Origin of the sequence: Mariniflexile jejuense, from assembly GCF_042675665.1 — a bacterium.
GTDB classification, from domain to species: Bacteria; Bacteroidota; Bacteroidia; order Flavobacteriales; family Flavobacteriaceae; genus Mariniflexile; species Mariniflexile jejuense.
Window position 1 is genome coordinate 427,138 of the sequence record NZ_JBHTJI010000001.1, and the last position, 17,391, is coordinate 444,528.

Annotated in this window: 18 protein-coding genes; 7 read left to right on the forward strand and 11 right to left on the reverse strand. The window is 31.9% G+C overall.

What is annotated here, in order from left to right; translation table 11 throughout:
- Nucleotides 1–139: 139 nt before the first annotated feature.
- The 4 genes from ACFQ1R_RS01835 to ACFQ1R_RS01850 form a co-directional block, all read right to left on the reverse strand.
- Nucleotides 140–478, reverse strand: a complete 339-nt coding sequence (locus tag ACFQ1R_RS01835) for a DUF2853 family protein (protein ID WP_379924406.1) — start codon at nucleotides 476–478, stop codon at nucleotides 140–142.
- Between the two features lie 101 nt (nucleotides 479–579).
- Nucleotides 580–2,340, reverse strand: a complete 1,761-nt coding sequence (gene menD, locus ACFQ1R_RS01840) for a 2-succinyl-5-enolpyruvyl-6-hydroxy-3-cyclohexene-1-carboxylate synthase (protein WP_379924407.1) — start codon at nucleotides 2,338–2,340, stop codon at nucleotides 580–582.
- Between the two features lie 50 nt (nucleotides 2,341–2,390).
- Nucleotides 2,391–3,512, reverse strand: a complete 1,122-nt coding sequence (locus ACFQ1R_RS01845; protein WP_379924408.1) for a chorismate-binding protein — start codon at nucleotides 3,510–3,512, stop codon at nucleotides 2,391–2,393.
- Between the two features lie 3 nt (nucleotides 3,513–3,515).
- Nucleotides 3,516–3,941: a PaaI family thioesterase gene (locus tag ACFQ1R_RS01850; protein ID WP_379924409.1), complete on the reverse strand. Its 426-nt coding sequence runs from the start codon at nucleotides 3,939–3,941 to the stop codon at nucleotides 3,516–3,518.
- 108 nt (nucleotides 3,942–4,049) lie between these two features.
- On the opposite strand from ACFQ1R_RS01850, the gene ACFQ1R_RS01855 reads away from it, so the two are divergent.
- Nucleotides 4,050–4,622 carry a GNAT family N-acetyltransferase gene (locus ACFQ1R_RS01855; protein ID WP_379924410.1) on the forward strand — a complete coding sequence of 191 codons (573 nt, stop codon included), beginning with the start codon at nucleotides 4,050–4,052 and terminating at the stop codon, nucleotides 4,620–4,622.
- A 15-nt stretch (nucleotides 4,623–4,637) separates the two neighbouring features.
- Here ACFQ1R_RS01855 and ACFQ1R_RS01860 read toward each other — a convergent pair whose 3' ends face one another.
- Genes ACFQ1R_RS01860 through ACFQ1R_RS01870 form a run of 3 tightly spaced genes read right to left on the reverse strand, consistent with a single transcriptional unit; the run spans nucleotide 4,638 to nucleotide 7,015 of the window.
- Complete coding sequence (locus ACFQ1R_RS01860; RefSeq protein WP_379924411.1) at nucleotides 4,638–5,033, reverse strand: DUF1801 domain-containing protein; 396 nt, start codon at nucleotides 5,031–5,033, stop codon at nucleotides 4,638–4,640.
- A 45-nt stretch (nucleotides 5,034–5,078) separates the two neighbouring features.
- Nucleotides 5,079–6,017 carry a family 43 glycosylhydrolase gene (locus ACFQ1R_RS01865; protein WP_379924412.1) on the reverse strand — a complete coding sequence of 313 codons (939 nt, stop codon included), beginning with the start codon at nucleotides 6,015–6,017 and terminating at the stop codon, nucleotides 5,079–5,081.
- An 11-nt stretch (nucleotides 6,018–6,028) separates the two neighbouring features.
- Nucleotides 6,029–7,015, reverse strand: coding sequence for an aldo/keto reductase (locus tag ACFQ1R_RS01870; RefSeq protein ID WP_379924413.1), 987 nt, complete (start codon nucleotides 7,013–7,015; stop codon nucleotides 6,029–6,031).
- A 129-nt stretch (nucleotides 7,016–7,144) separates the two neighbouring features.
- Between ACFQ1R_RS01870 and ACFQ1R_RS01875 the strand changes: the two genes are divergently transcribed.
- Complete coding sequence (locus tag ACFQ1R_RS01875; RefSeq protein ID WP_379924414.1) at nucleotides 7,145–7,507, forward strand: hypothetical protein; 363 nt, start codon at nucleotides 7,145–7,147, stop codon at nucleotides 7,505–7,507.
- Here ACFQ1R_RS01875 and ACFQ1R_RS01880 read toward each other — a convergent pair.
- Nucleotides 7,504–8,466 (reverse strand): NAD(P)H-dependent flavin oxidoreductase, encoded by a 963-nt coding sequence (locus tag ACFQ1R_RS01880; RefSeq protein WP_379926292.1) that lies wholly within the window; start codon nucleotides 8,464–8,466, stop codon nucleotides 7,504–7,506. The genes ACFQ1R_RS01875 and ACFQ1R_RS01880 overlap by 4 nt on opposite strands.
- A 158-nt stretch (nucleotides 8,467–8,624) precedes the next feature.
- On the opposite strand from ACFQ1R_RS01880, the gene ACFQ1R_RS01885 reads away from it, so the two are divergent.
- On the forward strand, nucleotides 8,625–9,122 hold the full coding sequence (locus tag ACFQ1R_RS01885) for a nicotinate-nucleotide adenylyltransferase (RefSeq protein ID WP_379924415.1): 498 nt from the start codon (nucleotides 8,625–8,627) through the stop codon (nucleotides 9,120–9,122).
- 88 nt (nucleotides 9,123–9,210) lie between these two features.
- On the opposite strand, the gene dnaK is transcribed toward ACFQ1R_RS01885, so the two are convergent.
- Nucleotides 9,211–11,112 (reverse strand): molecular chaperone DnaK, encoded by a 1,902-nt coding sequence (gene dnaK, locus ACFQ1R_RS01890; RefSeq protein ID WP_379924416.1) that lies wholly within the window; start codon nucleotides 11,110–11,112, stop codon nucleotides 9,211–9,213.
- 170 nt (nucleotides 11,113–11,282) lie between these two features.
- Here dnaK and ACFQ1R_RS01895 point away from each other — a divergent pair, with 170 nt between their 5' ends.
- From ACFQ1R_RS01895 to ACFQ1R_RS01910, 4 genes are all read left to right on the forward strand, one after another.
- Nucleotides 11,283–12,707 (forward strand): L-serine ammonia-lyase, encoded by a 1,425-nt coding sequence (locus ACFQ1R_RS01895; RefSeq protein ID WP_379924417.1) that lies wholly within the window; start codon nucleotides 11,283–11,285, stop codon nucleotides 12,705–12,707.
- A 152-nt stretch (nucleotides 12,708–12,859) separates the two neighbouring features.
- Nucleotides 12,860–13,678 (forward strand): 3-methyl-2-oxobutanoate hydroxymethyltransferase, encoded by an 819-nt coding sequence (panB, locus tag ACFQ1R_RS01900; RefSeq protein WP_379924418.1) that lies wholly within the window; start codon nucleotides 12,860–12,862, stop codon nucleotides 13,676–13,678.
- A 63-nt stretch (nucleotides 13,679–13,741) separates the two neighbouring features.
- Nucleotides 13,742–14,443: an RluA family pseudouridine synthase gene (locus tag ACFQ1R_RS01905; protein WP_379924419.1), complete on the forward strand. Its 702-nt coding sequence runs from the start codon at nucleotides 13,742–13,744 to the stop codon at nucleotides 14,441–14,443.
- Nucleotides 14,444–14,477: 34 nt separating this feature from the next.
- Entirely contained in the window at nucleotides 14,478–15,848 is a 1,371-nt protein-coding gene (locus ACFQ1R_RS01910; RefSeq protein ID WP_379926293.1) for an aldehyde dehydrogenase, read from the forward strand.
- Nucleotides 15,849–15,851: 3 nt separating this feature from the next.
- Here ACFQ1R_RS01910 and ACFQ1R_RS01915 read toward each other — a convergent pair whose 3' ends face one another.
- Entirely contained in the window at nucleotides 15,852–16,667 is an 816-nt protein-coding gene (locus tag ACFQ1R_RS01915; RefSeq protein ID WP_379924420.1) for a sensor histidine kinase, read from the reverse strand.
- A 3-nt stretch (nucleotides 16,668–16,670) separates the two neighbouring features.
- Nucleotides 16,671–17,387: a hypothetical protein gene (locus ACFQ1R_RS01920; protein ID WP_379924421.1), complete on the reverse strand. Its 717-nt coding sequence runs from the start codon at nucleotides 17,385–17,387 to the stop codon at nucleotides 16,671–16,673.
- Nucleotides 17,388–17,391 lie beyond the last annotated feature (4 nt).

The window sequence follows — 17,391 nt, forward strand, 5'->3', positions numbered from 1 at the left end:
CGGGTCGGGCGTTTCCTTACAAGTCCGCGCTCCTGCGTCGCTGTGGGCTTTCCAGTTCACTCCCTAACGCGGGCATACTTGCTTTTAAAGTACACAAACTAAGTTTTTTGAGTATATTTAAAATAAAAAACTCTTTAAATTAATAAACAGATTCTTTTTTGAAATGTTTTGTCAATAAATAATAAACAACCGCTCTGTATTTATTACGGTTAGATTTACCATATTGCTCTATAACTGCATTAATACCTTTATCTAAATCTGGACTATCTTTTAATCCTAATTTCTTAATTAAAAAATTGTTTTTAACGGTTGCTAATTCAGCTTCATCCGATCCTGAAACTGTTGAAGCATCGGCATTATAAATTGATGGCCCACAACCAATAGTTACTTTGGTTAATAAATCCATGTCTGCTGTTACACCACATTTTTCCTTTAAATCTGCAGCATACTTTGCAATAAGTTCATCACGTTTACTCATAATAAATACTTGTTTTTATATGTTAATAAATTACTTAAATTGATAACTGTACTAAAGATAACTAAATTTTAGACACAATTAAAAAATAAAGTCACAAGAATTTACTTCAAATATTCAAAATATTGTAATAAAACTTCGTCGTTAATATTTTTTGGAGTAAAAATTTCTAATAATTTAGGTCGGTCGCCTTCTTCAAAAAACTCTTTTAAAAAATATTCCAAAGGTTTTTCTTTTGAAACACTTTTATATGTTATACCATACATTCTACATAAATGTCTGGCATCTAAATTATGCGTAGTTTCAAAGTAAGTTTCAAAATTATTACTGTTTTTATGCCCTGGTAAAATTCTAAAAATACCGCCGCCTTGGTTATTCACGACAATAATTCTGAAGTTTTTAGGAATGTAGTTATTCCATAAAGCATTACTATCGTATAGAAAACTTAAATCGCCTGTAATTAAAGTAGTTGGTTTGCTATTTACCACAGCACAGCCTATGGCTGTAGATGTACAACCATCTATACCACTAGTGCCTCTATTACAAAACACCTCTAAAGTTTTATTTACATTGAAAAGTTGCGAATATCGAATAGCCGAACTGTTTCCTATTTGTAATATTTGATTGTTTGGAATGTGTTTAAACAACATATCGAAAACCTTAAAATCGGAAAACGGAATGGTTTTCAAATAAACGTCATGCTTTTGCAAACGTTGTTCTTTTACTGCTTTCCATGTGGCATTATAATTACTTTTTACATAATGTGTTATTTTAGGTAAAAAGGTTGAAAAAAACTGGTTTGGTGATACGTCTATATGATTACTTAAACAAAAAAATGTGTCGTTTGCCATTTTTTCATCAATATGCCAATGGTATTTTGGTTGAAATTTACGTAGTAAGGTTTTTATTTTTTTTGAAACTATTAAGCCTCCAAAAGTTAATAGTATTTCTGGTTGGAGTGCTTTTTTTTCTTCTTCTGTTAATGGTTCAATAATTTGATCTATAGACGGAAAAAAACTATCATTATGCAAATTCGAAGTTGTTTCAGTAAATACAACCACACTATCATCTTCTGCTAGTTCATTTAACCATTTTTGTTCTATTTCATTTGGTCCATTAACACCTACAAGTATCATTTTTTTTGCTGCAGAATTCCAATCTTCCAAACATTCATTCAACACATAGTCTTCAATAACTTTTGGTTTTATGGTTGGTTTTGTTGATTTTGGGTTTACACGCAGTTTTTCAACGGTTTCATAAAGCGGTTCATCAAAAGGAATATTAATATGTACAGGACCTTTTTTTACTAAAGCAAAGTTTAAAGCTTCATTAATTTCTTCTTCATTATGTGTTTGTATATCTTTTTGCAAACCTAAAAACCGTTCTAATTTTCCTTCTAAGTTTTTTAAAATAGGTAAATCTTCATTTTCAGGAATATTATTTTCGTCCTTAACATCTAGCTTTAAATTTACAGAATATAGAATATGGTTTTCAAAAATATTTTTTTGATTTATAGTTTGTCCATCACCAATACCAATTAAATGTTTTGGTCTATCGGCAGATACTACTACTAAAGGTATGTTACTATAATAAGCCTCGGTAACTGCTGGATAGTAATTTACTAATGCGCTACCCGATGTACATACTACTGCCGTAGGCACTTTTAGTTGTTGTGCTATTCCTAATGCAAAAAAGGCAGCACTACGCTCGTCTACAATACTGTAACATGTGAAAAACGGATTGTTAGTAAAACCAATAGTTAATGGTGCATTTCTGCTACCTGGAGAAATAATAATATGTTTTATTCCTTTGGCTTTAAAAAGCTCGATAACCGTTTGTGCGAGAGGAATTTTTGGATAAATCATATAATAGAAATAATATGTAAAAGTAATAAATAGGGCTTAATATTAACTATTTACAGGATATTTTTAATAATTAAAGATTTTGAAACGGTTTCTTCCCATTCCTTATCTGCCTTAGAACCTGAAGTTATGCCGCCACCTACATAAATAATTGCATTTTTATCAACCAGTTGCATGCAACGTAAATTAACGTAAAGTTGTGTGTGCTTTTTGGTTATGGCATACGCTCTATTTTCTATATTTCGCTTTCCAGACCTTGGTGCTTTTATAGTTTCCAAATTTAATTCACCTAAAAAACCGGTGTAAAACGACCTATTATAATTTTCATTTTTTAAAATAAATTGTTTTGCTTCGTGTTTTGGCAAACCACAAACTGCTGGCGTTGGATGAATTGCCGAAATAAGGGTTTGTAAAGTTGCATTGGATTTTAATTTTGCAGAAATCATTGTTTTTAGATGCAGCAAATTGCCTGCTTTAACAGTTTCTGTGTTTGATACGGTAACACTTTCAACCAAAGGTTTTAAACTATCTACTATAAAATCGGTTACAAATTGTTGTTCGTTGTATTCTTTTGTTCCCCAAGTCACATCTAAAGTATCATTGTAAACTTGTGTACCAGCCAAAGCCATAATAGAAAATTGATTGCCTTCAATTTTTATAAGTGTTTCTGGTGTTGCACCTAACCACAACCCTACTTTTGGATGGTACCAACAATATACAAATGCTAACGGATATGTATTTAACAGATTTTTAAAAATTGAAAGAAACGATGCTTCGGAAAGGTTTACCGTTTCTTGTCTAGAAAGCACTACTTTTTTAAATTGATTATTATTTATAGCTTCAATGCCTTTGTTTACTAAGTTTGTATGAAAGGTTTTTTCTTCTTCTAAAGCATGAAAACTGTCATTCGTTTTAAACGTCTCGACTGTGCTTAACGGAACATTGGTAGTTATTAATGTTTCAGATTGGTTTTCTGGTATCAAAACCGATGGTTCTGTATCATCAAACGGTGAAAAAACAAAGCCTTTTTCAGTAAAATCGTTTATTTCATACAAATCATTAGTGGTTTGTAACAACGCATTTACGCTTGTTTCTCTTGGTTTTCTGTAAACAACAAATGGTAATTGATGGGTGTATTGCGTTTCAATACGGGTAAAAAAATCTTCAAAAATCATTAACTAGCTCTTTTTGGGTAATGAAATAGTTGATAATTTACAAACTGATATTAAGTTATTAGTTTCATCTATAACCTTAATATCAAGTAATTGTGTTGTTCTACCTTTATGAATAAACGTCGCCTTAGCATAAATAAATCCTTCTGTAACACTTTTTAAATGGTTTGCTGTAATTTCTATACCGCGTACAAAAAATTTATCGGTATCAATAAAAATATGTGATGCAAAACTACCAACACTTTCGGCTAAAGCTGCTGTAGCACCACCATGCAATACGCCATCTGGTTGATGTACCCTAGCAGTTACTGGCATGCGTGCTACTAAAAAATCGTCGCCAAAATCTACAACTTCTATATTCAAGGTTTCCATTAGGGTATTTTTACTTGCTAAATTACATTTAGCTATAATGTCTTCTTTGGTAAATTTCATAGAAATGGTGTATTTTTAATCGCAGTTGTAAAAGTACAAAAATGACAAGCGATTGAAAACAAAAAACAAACTTTAATTAATTCGATTTCTGCTTCCAAAACCATAAACATGACCATACCAACCCTAGAAAATAACCGAGTAAAATTGACGCTTTTAGGTATGAGTAACTACAAACACCTTATTGCTATAGCACAACAACCAAATTTGGTATACTACTCGCCTAGTAAAATTGATACGCCTGAAGCTTTAAAAACTTATGTACAAACAGCCATTGATGATTATTACCATAAAACATCCATACCGTTTGTTGTTTTTGATAAGCTAACAGAAACCTATGCTGGTTGCACGCGTTTCGGACTTATTAATTGGCACAACAAGGTGTTGCATATTGGTTGGACTTGGATTGGAACTGAATTTCAAGGAAGTGGTCTTAATATGAATATGAAGTTTTTAATGCTTCAATACGCTTTTGAAACTTTGAAATTTGATAAAGTTGAATTTAGAGTTGATGAACGCAATATAAAATCTAGAAAAGCTGTTGAAAAAATAGGGGCTAAACTTGAGGGTATTTTACGAAAAGACACCTTGATGCTTGATGGTTTTAAACGCAGCACCTGCTGTTATGGTATGTTGAAGGAAGAATGGGATGGTATTAAAAGTGAAGTTTTTAGTGGTTGGTAACTTTAATAGTTTAATTTAAAGGTTTTTTGTTGCTATTATCCACTTTTTTACAATATCTGTTAAATCCGTTTTTCCTTTTTCAATTTCAGCTAAATTTTTAAAAGTAACTACAGCTCTATCATTCTCCTTCCAAACTATAACGCTAGAGTCTGTGTTTATTATTTTATTTTTTGGTTGGTTTAATGTTTTTGCTCCACGATGAAAAATTAATTGAACATGCTTTGGCGGATGAATTTTCATCGTAATTCTATCAGCATCATCATAATAATAATTTGGACCATTCCATTTTATATTTTCAGATAAACCGTTAATAGAGTTTAAAATAATTTGTCTTAACAATTCTATTTCTGTTCTAAATGGATGATTTAATGCATCAAGAAATATGGTTACTGCATTATTTTTATTATTCATACATTATAAATTTACTTAGGCTTGTTTTTTTTAATGTCTTATTTTTTATTTAGTAGGCACAACCATCTGAATAGTGCCATCTGCATTATAAAACAACTTATCAAAACAAATAGACCTGCGGTATGGGTGAGGACTATCTTTATGTCCCCAACCAAATTTTTCTTCTATGTCTGGATTATTTTTATAGTACAAATCTGAATTATGATAAAACATGTACCATTCGCCTTTATATTCAACTATAGAATGATGATTGGTACCACTATTCATTTTTGGAAAAATAACACCTTTATACTCAAATGGTCCAAGCGGATTTTTACTCATTCCATATTTAATTTCGCCACTTTCGCCTACATATGATAAATAATAATTGCCTTTGTATTTGTGCATCCAAACAGCTTCAAAAAAATCGTCTGTTCCTTCTAGTAAATATACGTTTCCATCATAAGAAATCATATCTTCATTCAACTTAATGGCATTTACAACTAATTGTCCCATATATAAATAGGCTTGCCCATCATCATCAATAAAAACCGCGGGATCTATAAAATCACGATTGCAAACAACGCCTTCTGAATTTGTGTGAATTAATGGTTTGTTTAACGGATCTACAAAAGGTCCTGTGGGTTTATCGCCTATGGCAACACCAATTTTACTGTGTTCAACAGGATAATAAAAATAGTATTTACCATTTCTATAAATACAATCTGGCGCCCATGCTTGAAAACTTGCCCAACTTAAATCGGTTAATGACAACGCGACACCATGGTCTGTCCATGTTTTCATATCGGTGGTAGAAAACACATGCCAATCGTCCATTGTGAATTTAACAGCATCATCTTTGTCATGTGACGGATATACATATAGCGTATCATTAAAAACCCTAGCGGAAGGATCGGCAGTATACATGTGTGTTATGAATGGGTTTTGAGCAAAACCAATACACACCATTAAAACCAATATGAATGTAAGTTGGATTGTTTTCATTTATAAATTAATTAATAGCCTCCACGAATTTCACTATGTACTTTAGTTTTATATAACTTAACTAGAGCTTCATGAGTTTCTATTGATAAAGCTTCAAGGTTTGAAACTTCGGCATTTGAAAGTACTTGTTTAGTATTACTTGCTCCTGGTATAATAGTACTTACTGCTTTATGGTCTAAAATCCAACGTAATGCGAGTTGTACCATGGTTAAATTGTTTGGCAGTACATCCTTCTTAATGGCATCAACAAATTCTAAACCCTTTTCAAAAGGTAAACCAGCAAATGTTTCGCCTACATTAAAAGCTTCTCCATTTTTGTTGTAATTTCTATGGTCATTCTCTTGAAAAGTAGTATTTGAGTTAAACTTTCCTGAAAGTAATCCACTTGCCAATGGTAAACGCACAATAATTCCAATACCTTTTTCTTCCGCTTGCGGAAATAATTCGGTTATTAATTTTTGACGAAAAATGTTGAATATAACCTGCAAAGACAATAAGCCTTCTTGCTGCATGCAAATTAAACCTTCTTCAACAGTTTCAACACTGGCACCAAAATGCTTGATAAGTCCTTCTTGCTTTAATTCGCGCAGCCAATTAAAAATGCTTCCTTCTTTCAAATAATGCGTTGGAATGCAATGTAACTGTAATAAATCGATTGATTCTACACCTAAACGTTTTAAAGAAGCTTCAACCGATTTTTGTAAAACATCTTTTGAATATTTATCTGGATATGCATCTCCTGCCCTACCAAATTTTGTGGCTATTTTTACAGGTGTATCACAAGTTTTTAGAAATTCGCCTATTAAAGTTTCACTTTTCCCATTTCCATAAACATCGGCAGTATCAAAAAAGGTGATGCCGTTTTTTACTGCTTCATTTAAAATATTGAATGCGTTTTCTTTTGAAATGTCTTGTCCCCAATCGGCTCCTAATTGCCAACATCCTAATCCTACTTCACTAACTGCTAATCCTTTACTTCCTAACTCTCTGTAATTCATTATAATTTTTTTTTAACTTAAATAGATTCTGTTACTTTTAATCGTAAAAATAATTATCAAAATCGAATATATAACAATTTTAAATTTTAAATCCCTAGTTTTAATTAACCAAACATTTTATTTAAGCAAATGAAAGCTCTTGCGCTATTTTTAATCTTCTTCTTTTCTTTAACTTATTATGGTTATGCGCAGTTTATTTCAGATGATGGCGAATACCATGTAGCTGCAGGTGCATTGATTTCTGGCACTACCTATGCCTTTGTTTATTCTAAAACTAAAGATAAAAACAAAGCTTTCTGGTATGGTTTAGGTGCTTCTGCGCTTGCAGGTATTGCAAAAGAAGTTTACGACAGTACAAAACCAGACAATCATTTTGATACGCCAGATGTAGCTGCTACTGTTGTTGGTGGTTTAACAGCATGTGTTACTTTAAGTTTATTTGTTGGAAATAAAAAACGAAATAGAGCAAAAACTAGTGCTTTAGTAAATTAGTTTACTAATCGATTTACAATTTCTTTTACATGCAAAACCTCCTTAGTGTATTCAATACTTGGGCCAGCAACCCAAACCGTTTTATAAGTTGCTTTTGTAGCTGCTTTTTCGGTAGCTTTCATACCAATTGAAAACCGAATCAATTTAACCCATTTTTTGAGCTTTTTGTGTTTGTTTAAAACAGATTCTAACCATGTGGTTTTAGTGCCAATTTTTTTTACGTAAGGTGTGTTTATTACGGTACAAGGAGTTCCAGAAATACGCTCGGTCATTACAATATCTTTTGAACCGTACTCAATACAAGCTTGTTTGTATTCATCTGTTACATTGGCTTCAACGGATGCTATAAACGGACTTCCTACTGAAACTCCAGATGCGCCATAACTTAACATTTCATCAACATCTGCTTTACAACCAACACCACCTGCTGAAATTACTGGAATATTACAATTTAAAACAAGGTCTTTAATTAATGTTTCTGGTGAAATATCACCTCTATGGCCACCAGCTTGATTGTTTACAGCTATTATGGCATCGGCTCCTAAAGCTTCAACTTTTTGTGCAAATTTTAAATCAACTACATCACAAAATACTTTAATACCTACTTTATGAGCTTGATTAATGGTTTCTTCTGGACTTCCTAATGATGTAATAATAAAATCGCAACCTTCTTCACACAGTACATGTAATTGTTCTTTATACTTTATATTAGATTTATTTACTATCAAGTTAAAACCAAAAGAACCGCCTTCAACTTTAGCCGCTTTTAATTCTTGAATTGCATTTTTTAATTCTTCAAGCGTTCTGTAATTTAATGCAGGAATACAACCTGCTATACCACTTTTCATTGCTTCAATAACCATAGCCGTATTAGATACCAAAAACATAGGCGCTTGAATAATTGGGTGCTTTATATTTAAAAGCTGTGTTAGTTTTGAAGACATATTTATTTTTTTTATCAAATATAGCAAAAATATTATGCATGCATAACACCTAATTATCAATAAGTTATAAAAATTTTATCATCGAATAAGCATAACTGATTGACAACATGACATTTATCATATTTTTATTATGCGTGCATAGTTATTTTTGATAAAATTAAAATATGATTATTATGAAAAAATTTGTTTTTATTTTATTGGTTTTTGGAATTAATACTCAAATAATTGCGCAAGAAATAGCCTTGGCAGAAGTTGAATTAGTATCAAACTATAATTATTTAACAGCTAGCACTACAGATATGCTAGCAAAACCTGTTAAAAAATTAGAAGCTTCAGTTTTAGATTATAAAATGGAAAAATCTAGTGCTGAATATGATAAAGGTGAAATTTATAGTATTACTTTTAAAATACCAGAAGGAAGTATTGTTGCTGACTTTAACAATGAAGGAAAAATAATTAGTACTACTGAAAAATATACTAATGTTAGATTACCATTAGAAGTTATTTATGCAATACTTGAACAATACCCAAATTGGTCGATAACAAACAACACTTACTATGTTAACTACCACACAAACAAAGGAATAACTAAAAGACTTTACAAAATTAAGTTGGTTAATGATGCCAAAAGTTTAGACATTAAAACTGATGAAAATGGTAATTTCTTATAGCTAAATATTAACTCAATAATAAAAAAACGCAACCAATTTGGTTGCGTTTTTGCTTTAGTCTTGTGCCTTCCGACACATGAAACATTTTTTATTTCACTTCTTCAAAGTCTACGTCTTCAACATCACTACCTTCAGCTTGCCCATTTTGGCTTGCATCTGGTCCTGGTTGTGCGCCACCTTGAGCTTCTGCTTGTGCTTTGTACATTTCTTCACTTGCAACTTTCCAAGCTTCGTTTATTTTCTCTAAAGCTGGGTCTATAACCGCTAAATCTTTAGTTTCAAACGCTGTTTTAAGTTCAGCTAATGCATCTTCTATTGGTTGTTTTTTATCAGCAGATAATTTATCACCAAATTCAGCTAATTGACTTTCAGTTTGGAAAATCATCGCATCAGCAGCATTTAATTTTTCAGCTTTTTCTTTTGCTACTTTATCAGCTTCTGCATTTGCTTCTGCATCTGCTTTCATTTTTTGAATTTCTTCTTCAGTTAAACCAGAAGATGCTTCAATACGAATATCTTGTGTTTTACCTGTAGCTTTATCTCCAGCTGTTACGTGTATAATACCATTGGCATCAATATCAAATGTTACTTCAATTTGAGGTGTACCACGACGTGCTGGTGGAATACCATCTAAGTGGAAACGTCCAATAGTTTTGTTATCAGCAGCCATGGCTCTTTCACCTTGTAATACATGGATTTCTACAGATGGTTGATTATCAGCAGCTGTTGAGAATACTTGCGATTTCTTGGTAGGAATCGTAGTATTTGCTTCAATAAGCTTCGTCATTACATTACCCATAGTTTCAATACCTAATGATAACGGTGTAACGTCTAATAACAATACATCTTTTACATCACCAGATAATACACCACCTTGAATACCAGCACCTAAAGAAACAACTTCATCTGGATTTACACCTTTGCTTGGTGCTTTTCCGAAGAATTTCTCAACAGCAGCTTGTACCGCAGGAATACGTGTAGAACCACCTACTAAAATAACTTCATCAATATCATTTTTGCTTAATCCTGCTGCTTTTAAAGCAGATTCACAAGGTGCAATGGTACGTTTTACTAAATCGTCAATTAATTGTTCAAATTTAGCTTTAGTTAATGTACGCACTAAGTGTTTTGGTCCACTAGCAGTAGCAGTAATATAAGGTAAGTTTATTTCTGTTGAAGCTGAAGATGATAATTCAATCTTCGCTTTTTCAGCAGCTTCTTTTAAACGTTGTAAAGACATTGGATCTTTTCTTAAATCCATACCTTCCTCTGCATTAAATTCATCTGCTAACCAGTTAATGATTTTTTCATCAACATCATCACCACCTAAATGTGTATCACCATCAGTTGACAGTACTTCAAATACACCATCACCTAATTCTAAAATTGATACGTCATGTGTTCCGCCACCAAAGTCAAAAACTACAATTTTTTGGTCTTTTCCTTTTTTATCTAAACCGTAAGCTAGTGCAGCTGCAGTAGGTTCGTTTATAATTCTACGTACTTTTAAACCAGCAATTTCACCAGCTTCTTTAGTAGCTTGACGTTGACTGTCATTAAAGTAAGCAGGCACAGTAATAACTGCTTCACTAACTGTTGTTCCTAAATAATCTTCAGCTGTTTTCTTCATTTTTTGAAGAATCATAGCCGATAATTCTTGTGGCGTATATAAACGTCCATCAATATCAACTCTTGGTGTGTCGTTATCTCCTTTTACTACTTTGTAAGGTACACGATCTGCTTCTTTGCTAGACTCAGAATATTTATTACCCATAAAACGTTTAATAGAATAAACCGTTTTTGTTGGGTTAGTTACCGCTTGACGCTTAGCTGGATCACCAACTTTAATTTCGCCGCCTTCAACAAATGCGATTACCGATGGCGTAGTACGTTTACCTTCTGCGTTTGGGATAACAACAGGCTCATTTCCTTCCATCACCGAAACGCAAGAGTTGGTTGTTCCTAAATCGATTCCAATAATTTTACTCATAATATGTTTTATTTGTGTTGAAAATTCATTTTTAAATTCGGTTTGTTAAAGTCAATGATTATGCCAACTAACAAATACTGACACCTTGTCACTTATTTTATAATTCTTAGTTAATTTTTATATTCAAAATAAAACAAATCACTTAATTTGTTTTCAATAAAGTCTATTTTATGGAATGTATTTCAGTTTTCGATATGCTTAAAATTGGTGTTGGACCTTCAAGTTCACACACTTTAGGACCATGGCGAGCAGCAGAACGCTGGATAAAAGAGCTAAAAGAAGCTAATAAATTTGATACCATTGAAAGCATTTCGATAGATTTGTACGGTTCCTTATCTTTAACAGGAAAAGGTCATGCCACCGATTATGCCATTATGCTAGGTTTAAGCGGCGCAAACCCAGAAACCATTCCTGTTGAAAATATAAACGACATTGTTTTAAAAGTAAAAACCACCAATACCTTACTTTTTAATAACGAAAAAGAACTTGCCTTTAATCCAGAAAAACAGATTGTTTTTAATAAAAAGTTTTTGCCTTTTCATGCAAATGCACTTCAATTTACAGCTATTATAAATGGTGAAAAACAGCAATCTACATATTATTCCATTGGTGGTGGTTTTGTAGTTCAAGAAGAACGAAAAAATGCCGAAGCTAAAAAAATCATTTTTCAGTGCACGTTTCCTTACCCTATTGAAACAGGAAATGATCTCTTAAAATTTTGCAACCAATTAAATAAATCCATTGCCGAAGTTGTTTTAGAAAATGAAAAATCAATACGTTCAATTGAAACTATCGATTTCGAATTGCTACGCATTTGGAACACTATGTTGGAATGTATGTACATTGGTTGCCACACCGAAGGCAATTTACCCGGTGGTTTAAATGTACGTCGTCGTGCTTTTGACACCTACCAAACCCTAAAAGGAGATATTGTATACAACAATCCTCAAGAATGGTTAGAAACTATTAGAAAAACCGAAGTTAAATTCCGGCAAATACTAAAATGGGTAAGCTGTTTTGCTTTATCGGTTAATGAAGTAAATGCCTCTTTAGGTCGTGTTGTTACTGCACCAACTAATGGTAGCGCAGGTGTAATTCCATCTGTTTTAATGTATTACATGGTTATTGAAAATCATAATGCCAGTTTTAAACATATCAAACAATTCTTGTTAGTAGCTGGTGAAATTGGAAGTATTTTCAAAAAAGGCGCCACCATTAGTGCCGCTATGGGTGGTTGTCAAGCTGAAATTGGCGTATCATCTGCCATGGCTGCCGCTGCACTATGCGAACTTATGGGTGGTACACCAGAACAAGTATTGGTAGCTGCCGAAATAGCTATGGAACACCATTTAGGACTAACCTGCGACCCTATTGGTGGTTTAGTACAAATACCTTGTATAGAACGTAATGCTATGGGTGCTATAAAAGCAATAAACGCAGCAGAAATGGCTTTGGATACCGACCCAAAAAACGTAATAGTACCGCTAGATAAAGTGGTTGCAACCATGTGGGAAACCGCAAAAGATATGAACAAAAAATATAAAGAAACATCCAAAGGCGGGTTAGCTATTGGTGTTAATTTAACCGATTGTTAGTTTTTTTAGTTACAAAGGCAAAGTTTCTAAGTTAGAAAGATACTAAGGCAAAACATATTTAAAACTCAAAAAACACTTAAACTCTACAGCTTAAAAACCTAACATATCTACTTAATTCATTACTTTTACATTCTATTTTTAAAAACAAAAAAATGTCCGTAGCCAAAAAAGAATACAAACGCATCACTGTTAAAACATTAGTAGATATGAAAGCCAATGGCGAAAAAATATCAATGCTTACTGCCTACGATTATACTATGGCAAAAATTGTTGATGGCGCTGGTGTAGATGTTATCTTGGTAGGTGATTCTGCCAGTAATGTTATGGCAGGACATGAAACTACACTTCCTATTACTTTAGATCAAATGATTTATCATGCATCATCTGTAGTTCGAGCAATTGATCGTGCATTGGTGGTAGTCGATTTACCTTTTGGAAGTTACCAAAGCGACCCAAAAGAAGCACTTCGTTCAGCTATTAGAATTATGAAAGAAAGTGGCGGACATGCAGTAAAACTAGAAGGTGGTAAAGAAATTAAAGAATCTATAAAACGTATTTTAAATGCAGGAATTCCTGTGATGGGGCATTTAGGTTTAACACCACAATCCATCTATAAATTTGGAACTTATACGGTTCGGGCAAAGGAAGAAGAAGAAGCTGAGCAATTACTTGAAGATGCTAAAATGTTAGAACGTTTAGGTTGTTTTGCTATTGTTCTTGAAAAAATACCTGCTTCATTAGCGAAACAAGTTGCTGAAAGTGTAAGTATTCCTATTATTGGTATTGGCGCTGGCAATGGTGTAGATGGACAAGTTTTAGTATTACACGATATGTTAGGAATGACACATGAATTTAATCCGCGTTTTTTAAGACGTTATTTAAATTTGTATGAAGATATGACTAATGCCATTTCTAAATATGTTGATGACGTAAAAACTGTTGATTTTCCTAATGATTCTGAACAGTACTAGTTTTTAGTCGCAGTCGCAGTTTTCAGTCTCCAAACTTTGCGAGAAATATAATTTTAATAATTCGTGGCAGAAAAAATATTTTCTAATAAAAACAACCTTCAAATCCTTTTTGAAGATAATCATATTATCATAGTTAATAAGCGTGCTGGTGATATAGTTCAAGGCGATAAAACTGGAGATAAACCACTTAGCGAGGTTGTAAAAAGCTATATTAAAGATAAATACAACAAACCAGGAAATGTGTATTTGGGTGTTGTACACAGGTTAGACAGACCAACAACAGGCTTGGTTATTTTTGCAAAAACCAGCAAAGTATTACCGCGTTTAAATGCGTTATTTGTTTCAAAAGATATTGCTAAAACCTATTGGGCAATTGTTAAAAATGAACCACCTAAAATTGCAGATTCATTAATTCACTGGCTTAAAAAAAACCAAAAAAACAACAAATCTTCAGCGTTTATTAAAGAAGTAAAAGACAGCAAAAAAGCCATTCTTCACTATAAATTAGTACAAAAATTAGATAATTATTTTCTACTTGAAGTAAATTTAGAAACGGGTAGGCATCATCAAATTCGTTCGCAACTATCAAGTATTGGTTGCCCTATTAAAGGCGATTTAAAATATGGTTTTGACCGAAGTAATCCTGATGGCAGTATTCATTTACATGCAAGACACATTACATTTACGCATCCTGTAAAAAATGAAACTATTTCTATTACTGCACCGTTACCAGATGATGCTATTTGGAATGCTTGTAACACTTAATTTTATATCTTTATAAAAAACAGTTGTGAACAGCATCTCAAACATTATTTCCGAACAAAAAACCTTTTTTAATTCTCAAAAAACTAAAACTATTACTTTTAGGTTGCAGTATTTAAAAGCGTTAAAAAATGAAATTCTTTTAAAAGAACAAGCTGTTTATGATGCATTACAACACGATTTTAAAAAATCGGAATTTGAAACTTTTATAAGTGAATTTGGGCTGGTTATTTCTCAACTTAATTTAGCTATTAAAAACTTAAAAAAGTGGAGTAAACCAAAACGTATTACACCGTCTATTTTATCATTTCCATCAACCGATTATATTTACAAAGAACCTTACGGAACAGTGCTAATAATTGCACCTTGGAATTACCCTTTTCTTCTTGCATTAGAACCTTTAATTATGGCAATTGCCGCAGGAAATACTGTGGTTTTAAAACCTAGTGAATTAACAAAAAACACATCGCAACTTTTAACAGATATTATAAAAAATGTGTTTCCTGATAATTATGCGGTTTCTATTGAAGGTGGCATTGAAACTTCAACAGAATTACTCGCCCAAAAATGGGATTATATTTTTTTTACAGGAAGCGTGCCCGTAGGGAAAATTATAGCACAAGCAGCAGCTAAACATGTAACACCTGTAACTTTAGAATTGGGAGGTAAATCACCTTGCATCATCGATGACACTGTAAATTTAAAATTAGTTGCCAAACGATTGGTTTGGGGTAAATTTTTTAATGCAGGACAAACATGTATTGCACCAGATTACATCATCATAAAAGCTAAAATTAAAAACGATTTTATTAAACTTTTAAAAATAGAAATATTAAAAGCCTATGGTGAAAACCCAAAAGAATCAGCCGATTTTCCTAGAATAATAAATACCAAAAACACAGTTCGTTTAATCAAACTTCTTGAAGACATAGATGTTATTTTTGGTGGTGATTTTGACGAAAGTGAAAACTATGTATCTCCTACCCTTATTGATGAACCTAGTTTAGAAAGTGAAGTTATGAAGCATGAAATATTCGGACCTATTTTACCTATTCTAACCTATAAAACGAACGAAGATATTGAACATATTATTTCAAATTTTGAAAAACCACTAGCCTGCTATGTGTTTTCAAATAACAAAAACTTTGTAAAGGAAACACTTATTAAATACAGTTTTGGAGGTGGCGTAATTAATGATACTTTAATTCATTTTGGAAACCACAAACTGCCGTTTGGTGGTGTTGGTGCTAGTGGTATGGGTGCTTACCACGGAAAATATGGGTTTGATACATTTTCGCATGCTAAATCTATTATAAAACGAGGAAATTGGCTTGACCCATCATTAAGATATACACCTTACACAAAAAAGTTAAACCTTATAAAAAAACTATTTAAACTGTTTGCTTAGTGACTATTGTAACGGATAATTCACTATTAATTTTGTGCCTTTATTGGGTTGCGAAGTTAGTTCTAATACCGCTTGAATTAATGCTGCTCTACTTTTCATATTAATCAAACCAGAACCTTTTTCAGTTTCATTTATATTAAACCCTTTTCCATCATCTGTTGCGGTGATAACTAAATTAATTTTTTGGTAGTTTAATATGATATTCAAGTTTTTAGCTTCAGAATATTTAACTGAATTTGATAAAAATTCTTGAAGTATTCTAAAAATAATTATTTCGTGTTTTCTGTCTTTAAAATCTATTTTCTCACCAATAATTTCAAGTTCAGCGGTGTCGAATTTCATCTTTTTTAATCGGTTTAACTCATTTGTTATCGATTTTTCAAAACCTATATTTAGTACAACTTCATTATTTAATGTTTTTGAAAGTAATCGTACTTCTGCCAAACTATCTTTTAAAGCTTCAGTTGTGTCTTTAAATTTATCTTTTACTTCATTTGGCATTTGCATTTTTAAAATACTTAACTGCATGCTGGCGAATGATAGTAGCTGTCCAATATTATCGTGCAACTCCCAACCAATATTTTTCAAGGTTTGTTCTTGGGTTTCGGTTTGTGCTTGTGCAATTTCAGCTTCAAAAGCTTGTTGTTGTTCAATTCTATCAAGCAATAATTTGTTTTTTCTTTTTTGAAAAACTATAAAAAATATAATTACCAAAGAAGTTACTATTACCAAAACGGCAATCATATACACTAATAAATAACGTTCTGCAGCAGTAGATGCCGTTTTGCTTTGAAGTAAAATATTAAGAAAATAGCGCATTAATTAATAAGGTTTTGTTGGCTTTTCATCAGGTTTGCAATATATTAAAGCAAAGGTAAAAGTTGAATACATGACGATATTTGCAAATAAATAGATTTGCCATTTCAAGAATATAAAATTCCAGTCGTAATTACTATTATAAATATCATAAAACACCAATGGAGATATAATAAGCCACCAAATAAAAATAGCTGCACTAATATAAAAATTAAGCGACTTATAGAAGCTTAATATTTTTTCGCTTTGTAAAATTTCAAAGAAATAAAAAACAGTACACTTAAATATGATAATAGCTCCTAAAACACTTATAACTGGAAAAAATCGCACAAAATAATCATTCCAATTAAGAAGAACATATCCTATTGAAAAAACAAAAAAACTTAAACCACTATACTTTATAATAGTTTTAAACAATTCGGTACTTAATATTTTATGGTAATAAAAACAAAAAAATACAATCGCTCCAATTTTCCAGTATAGTGTTGACCACCAAAAGTTTCTAATAAAAACAGTGCCTTTTAAAAAACTTAAAAAACCATCTTTTATATAATTTACATAATTGCCAATAAAATCACAAACAGACAGATATACTAAAAAAAATACGAAATATTTAGCAGCTGTAAGTTTATACCTTTTATAAAGCGATAAACCTGTAACAGCTGCTAAAATTTCCACACTATTGGTTAGTATGTTTTTATATTCTAATAAAAAATCATTCATTAAA

Excerpts from the sequence above, each read along its gene's own strand:
- ACFQ1R_RS01835 (WP_379924406.1), bottom strand. The coding sequence starts at position 478 with ATGAGTAAACGTGATGAACTTATTGCAAAGTATGCTGCAGATTTAAAG.
- ACFQ1R_RS01860 (WP_379924411.1), bottom strand. The coding sequence starts at position 5,033 with ATGAATAATAAAAATAATGCAGTAACCATATTTCTTGATGCATTAAAT.
- ACFQ1R_RS01870 (WP_379924413.1), bottom strand. The coding sequence starts at position 7,015 with ATGAATTACAGAGAGTTAGGAAGTAAAGGATTAGCAGTTAGTGAAGTA.
- dnaK (WP_379924416.1), bottom strand. The coding sequence starts at position 11,112 with ATGAGTAAAATTATTGGAATCGATTTAGGAACAACCAACTCTTGCGTT.
- ACFQ1R_RS01895 (WP_379924417.1), top strand. The coding sequence starts at position 11,283 with ATGGAATGTATTTCAGTTTTCGATATGCTTAAAATTGGTGTTGGACCT.
- ACFQ1R_RS01845 (WP_379924408.1), bottom strand. The coding sequence starts at position 3,512 with ATGATTTTTGAAGATTTTTTTACCCGTATTGAAACGCAATACACCCAT.
- panB (WP_379924418.1), top strand. The coding sequence starts at position 12,860 with ATGTCCGTAGCCAAAAAAGAATACAAACGCATCACTGTTAAAACATTA.
- ACFQ1R_RS01915 (WP_379924420.1), bottom strand. The coding sequence starts at position 16,667 with ATGCGCTATTTTCTTAATATTTTACTTCAAAGCAAAACGGCATCTACT.
- ACFQ1R_RS01920 (WP_379924421.1), bottom strand. The coding sequence starts at position 17,387 with ATGAATGATTTTTTATTAGAATATAAAAACATACTAACCAATAGTGTG.
- ACFQ1R_RS01850 (WP_379924409.1), bottom strand. The coding sequence starts at position 3,941 with ATGAAATTTACCAAAGAAGACATTATAGCTAAATGTAATTTAGCAAGT.
- ACFQ1R_RS01885 (WP_379924415.1), top strand. The coding sequence starts at position 8,625 with ATGAAAAAATTTGTTTTTATTTTATTGGTTTTTGGAATTAATACTCAA.
- ACFQ1R_RS01875 (WP_379924414.1), top strand. The coding sequence starts at position 7,145 with ATGAAAGCTCTTGCGCTATTTTTAATCTTCTTCTTTTCTTTAACTTAT.
- ACFQ1R_RS01865 (WP_379924412.1), bottom strand. The coding sequence starts at position 6,017 with ATGAAAACAATCCAACTTACATTCATATTGGTTTTAATGGTGTGTATT.
- ACFQ1R_RS01855 (WP_379924410.1), top strand. The coding sequence starts at position 4,050 with ATGACCATACCAACCCTAGAAAATAACCGAGTAAAATTGACGCTTTTA.
- menD (WP_379924407.1), bottom strand. The coding sequence starts at position 2,340 with ATGATTTATCCAAAAATTCCTCTCGCACAAACGGTTATCGAGCTTTTT.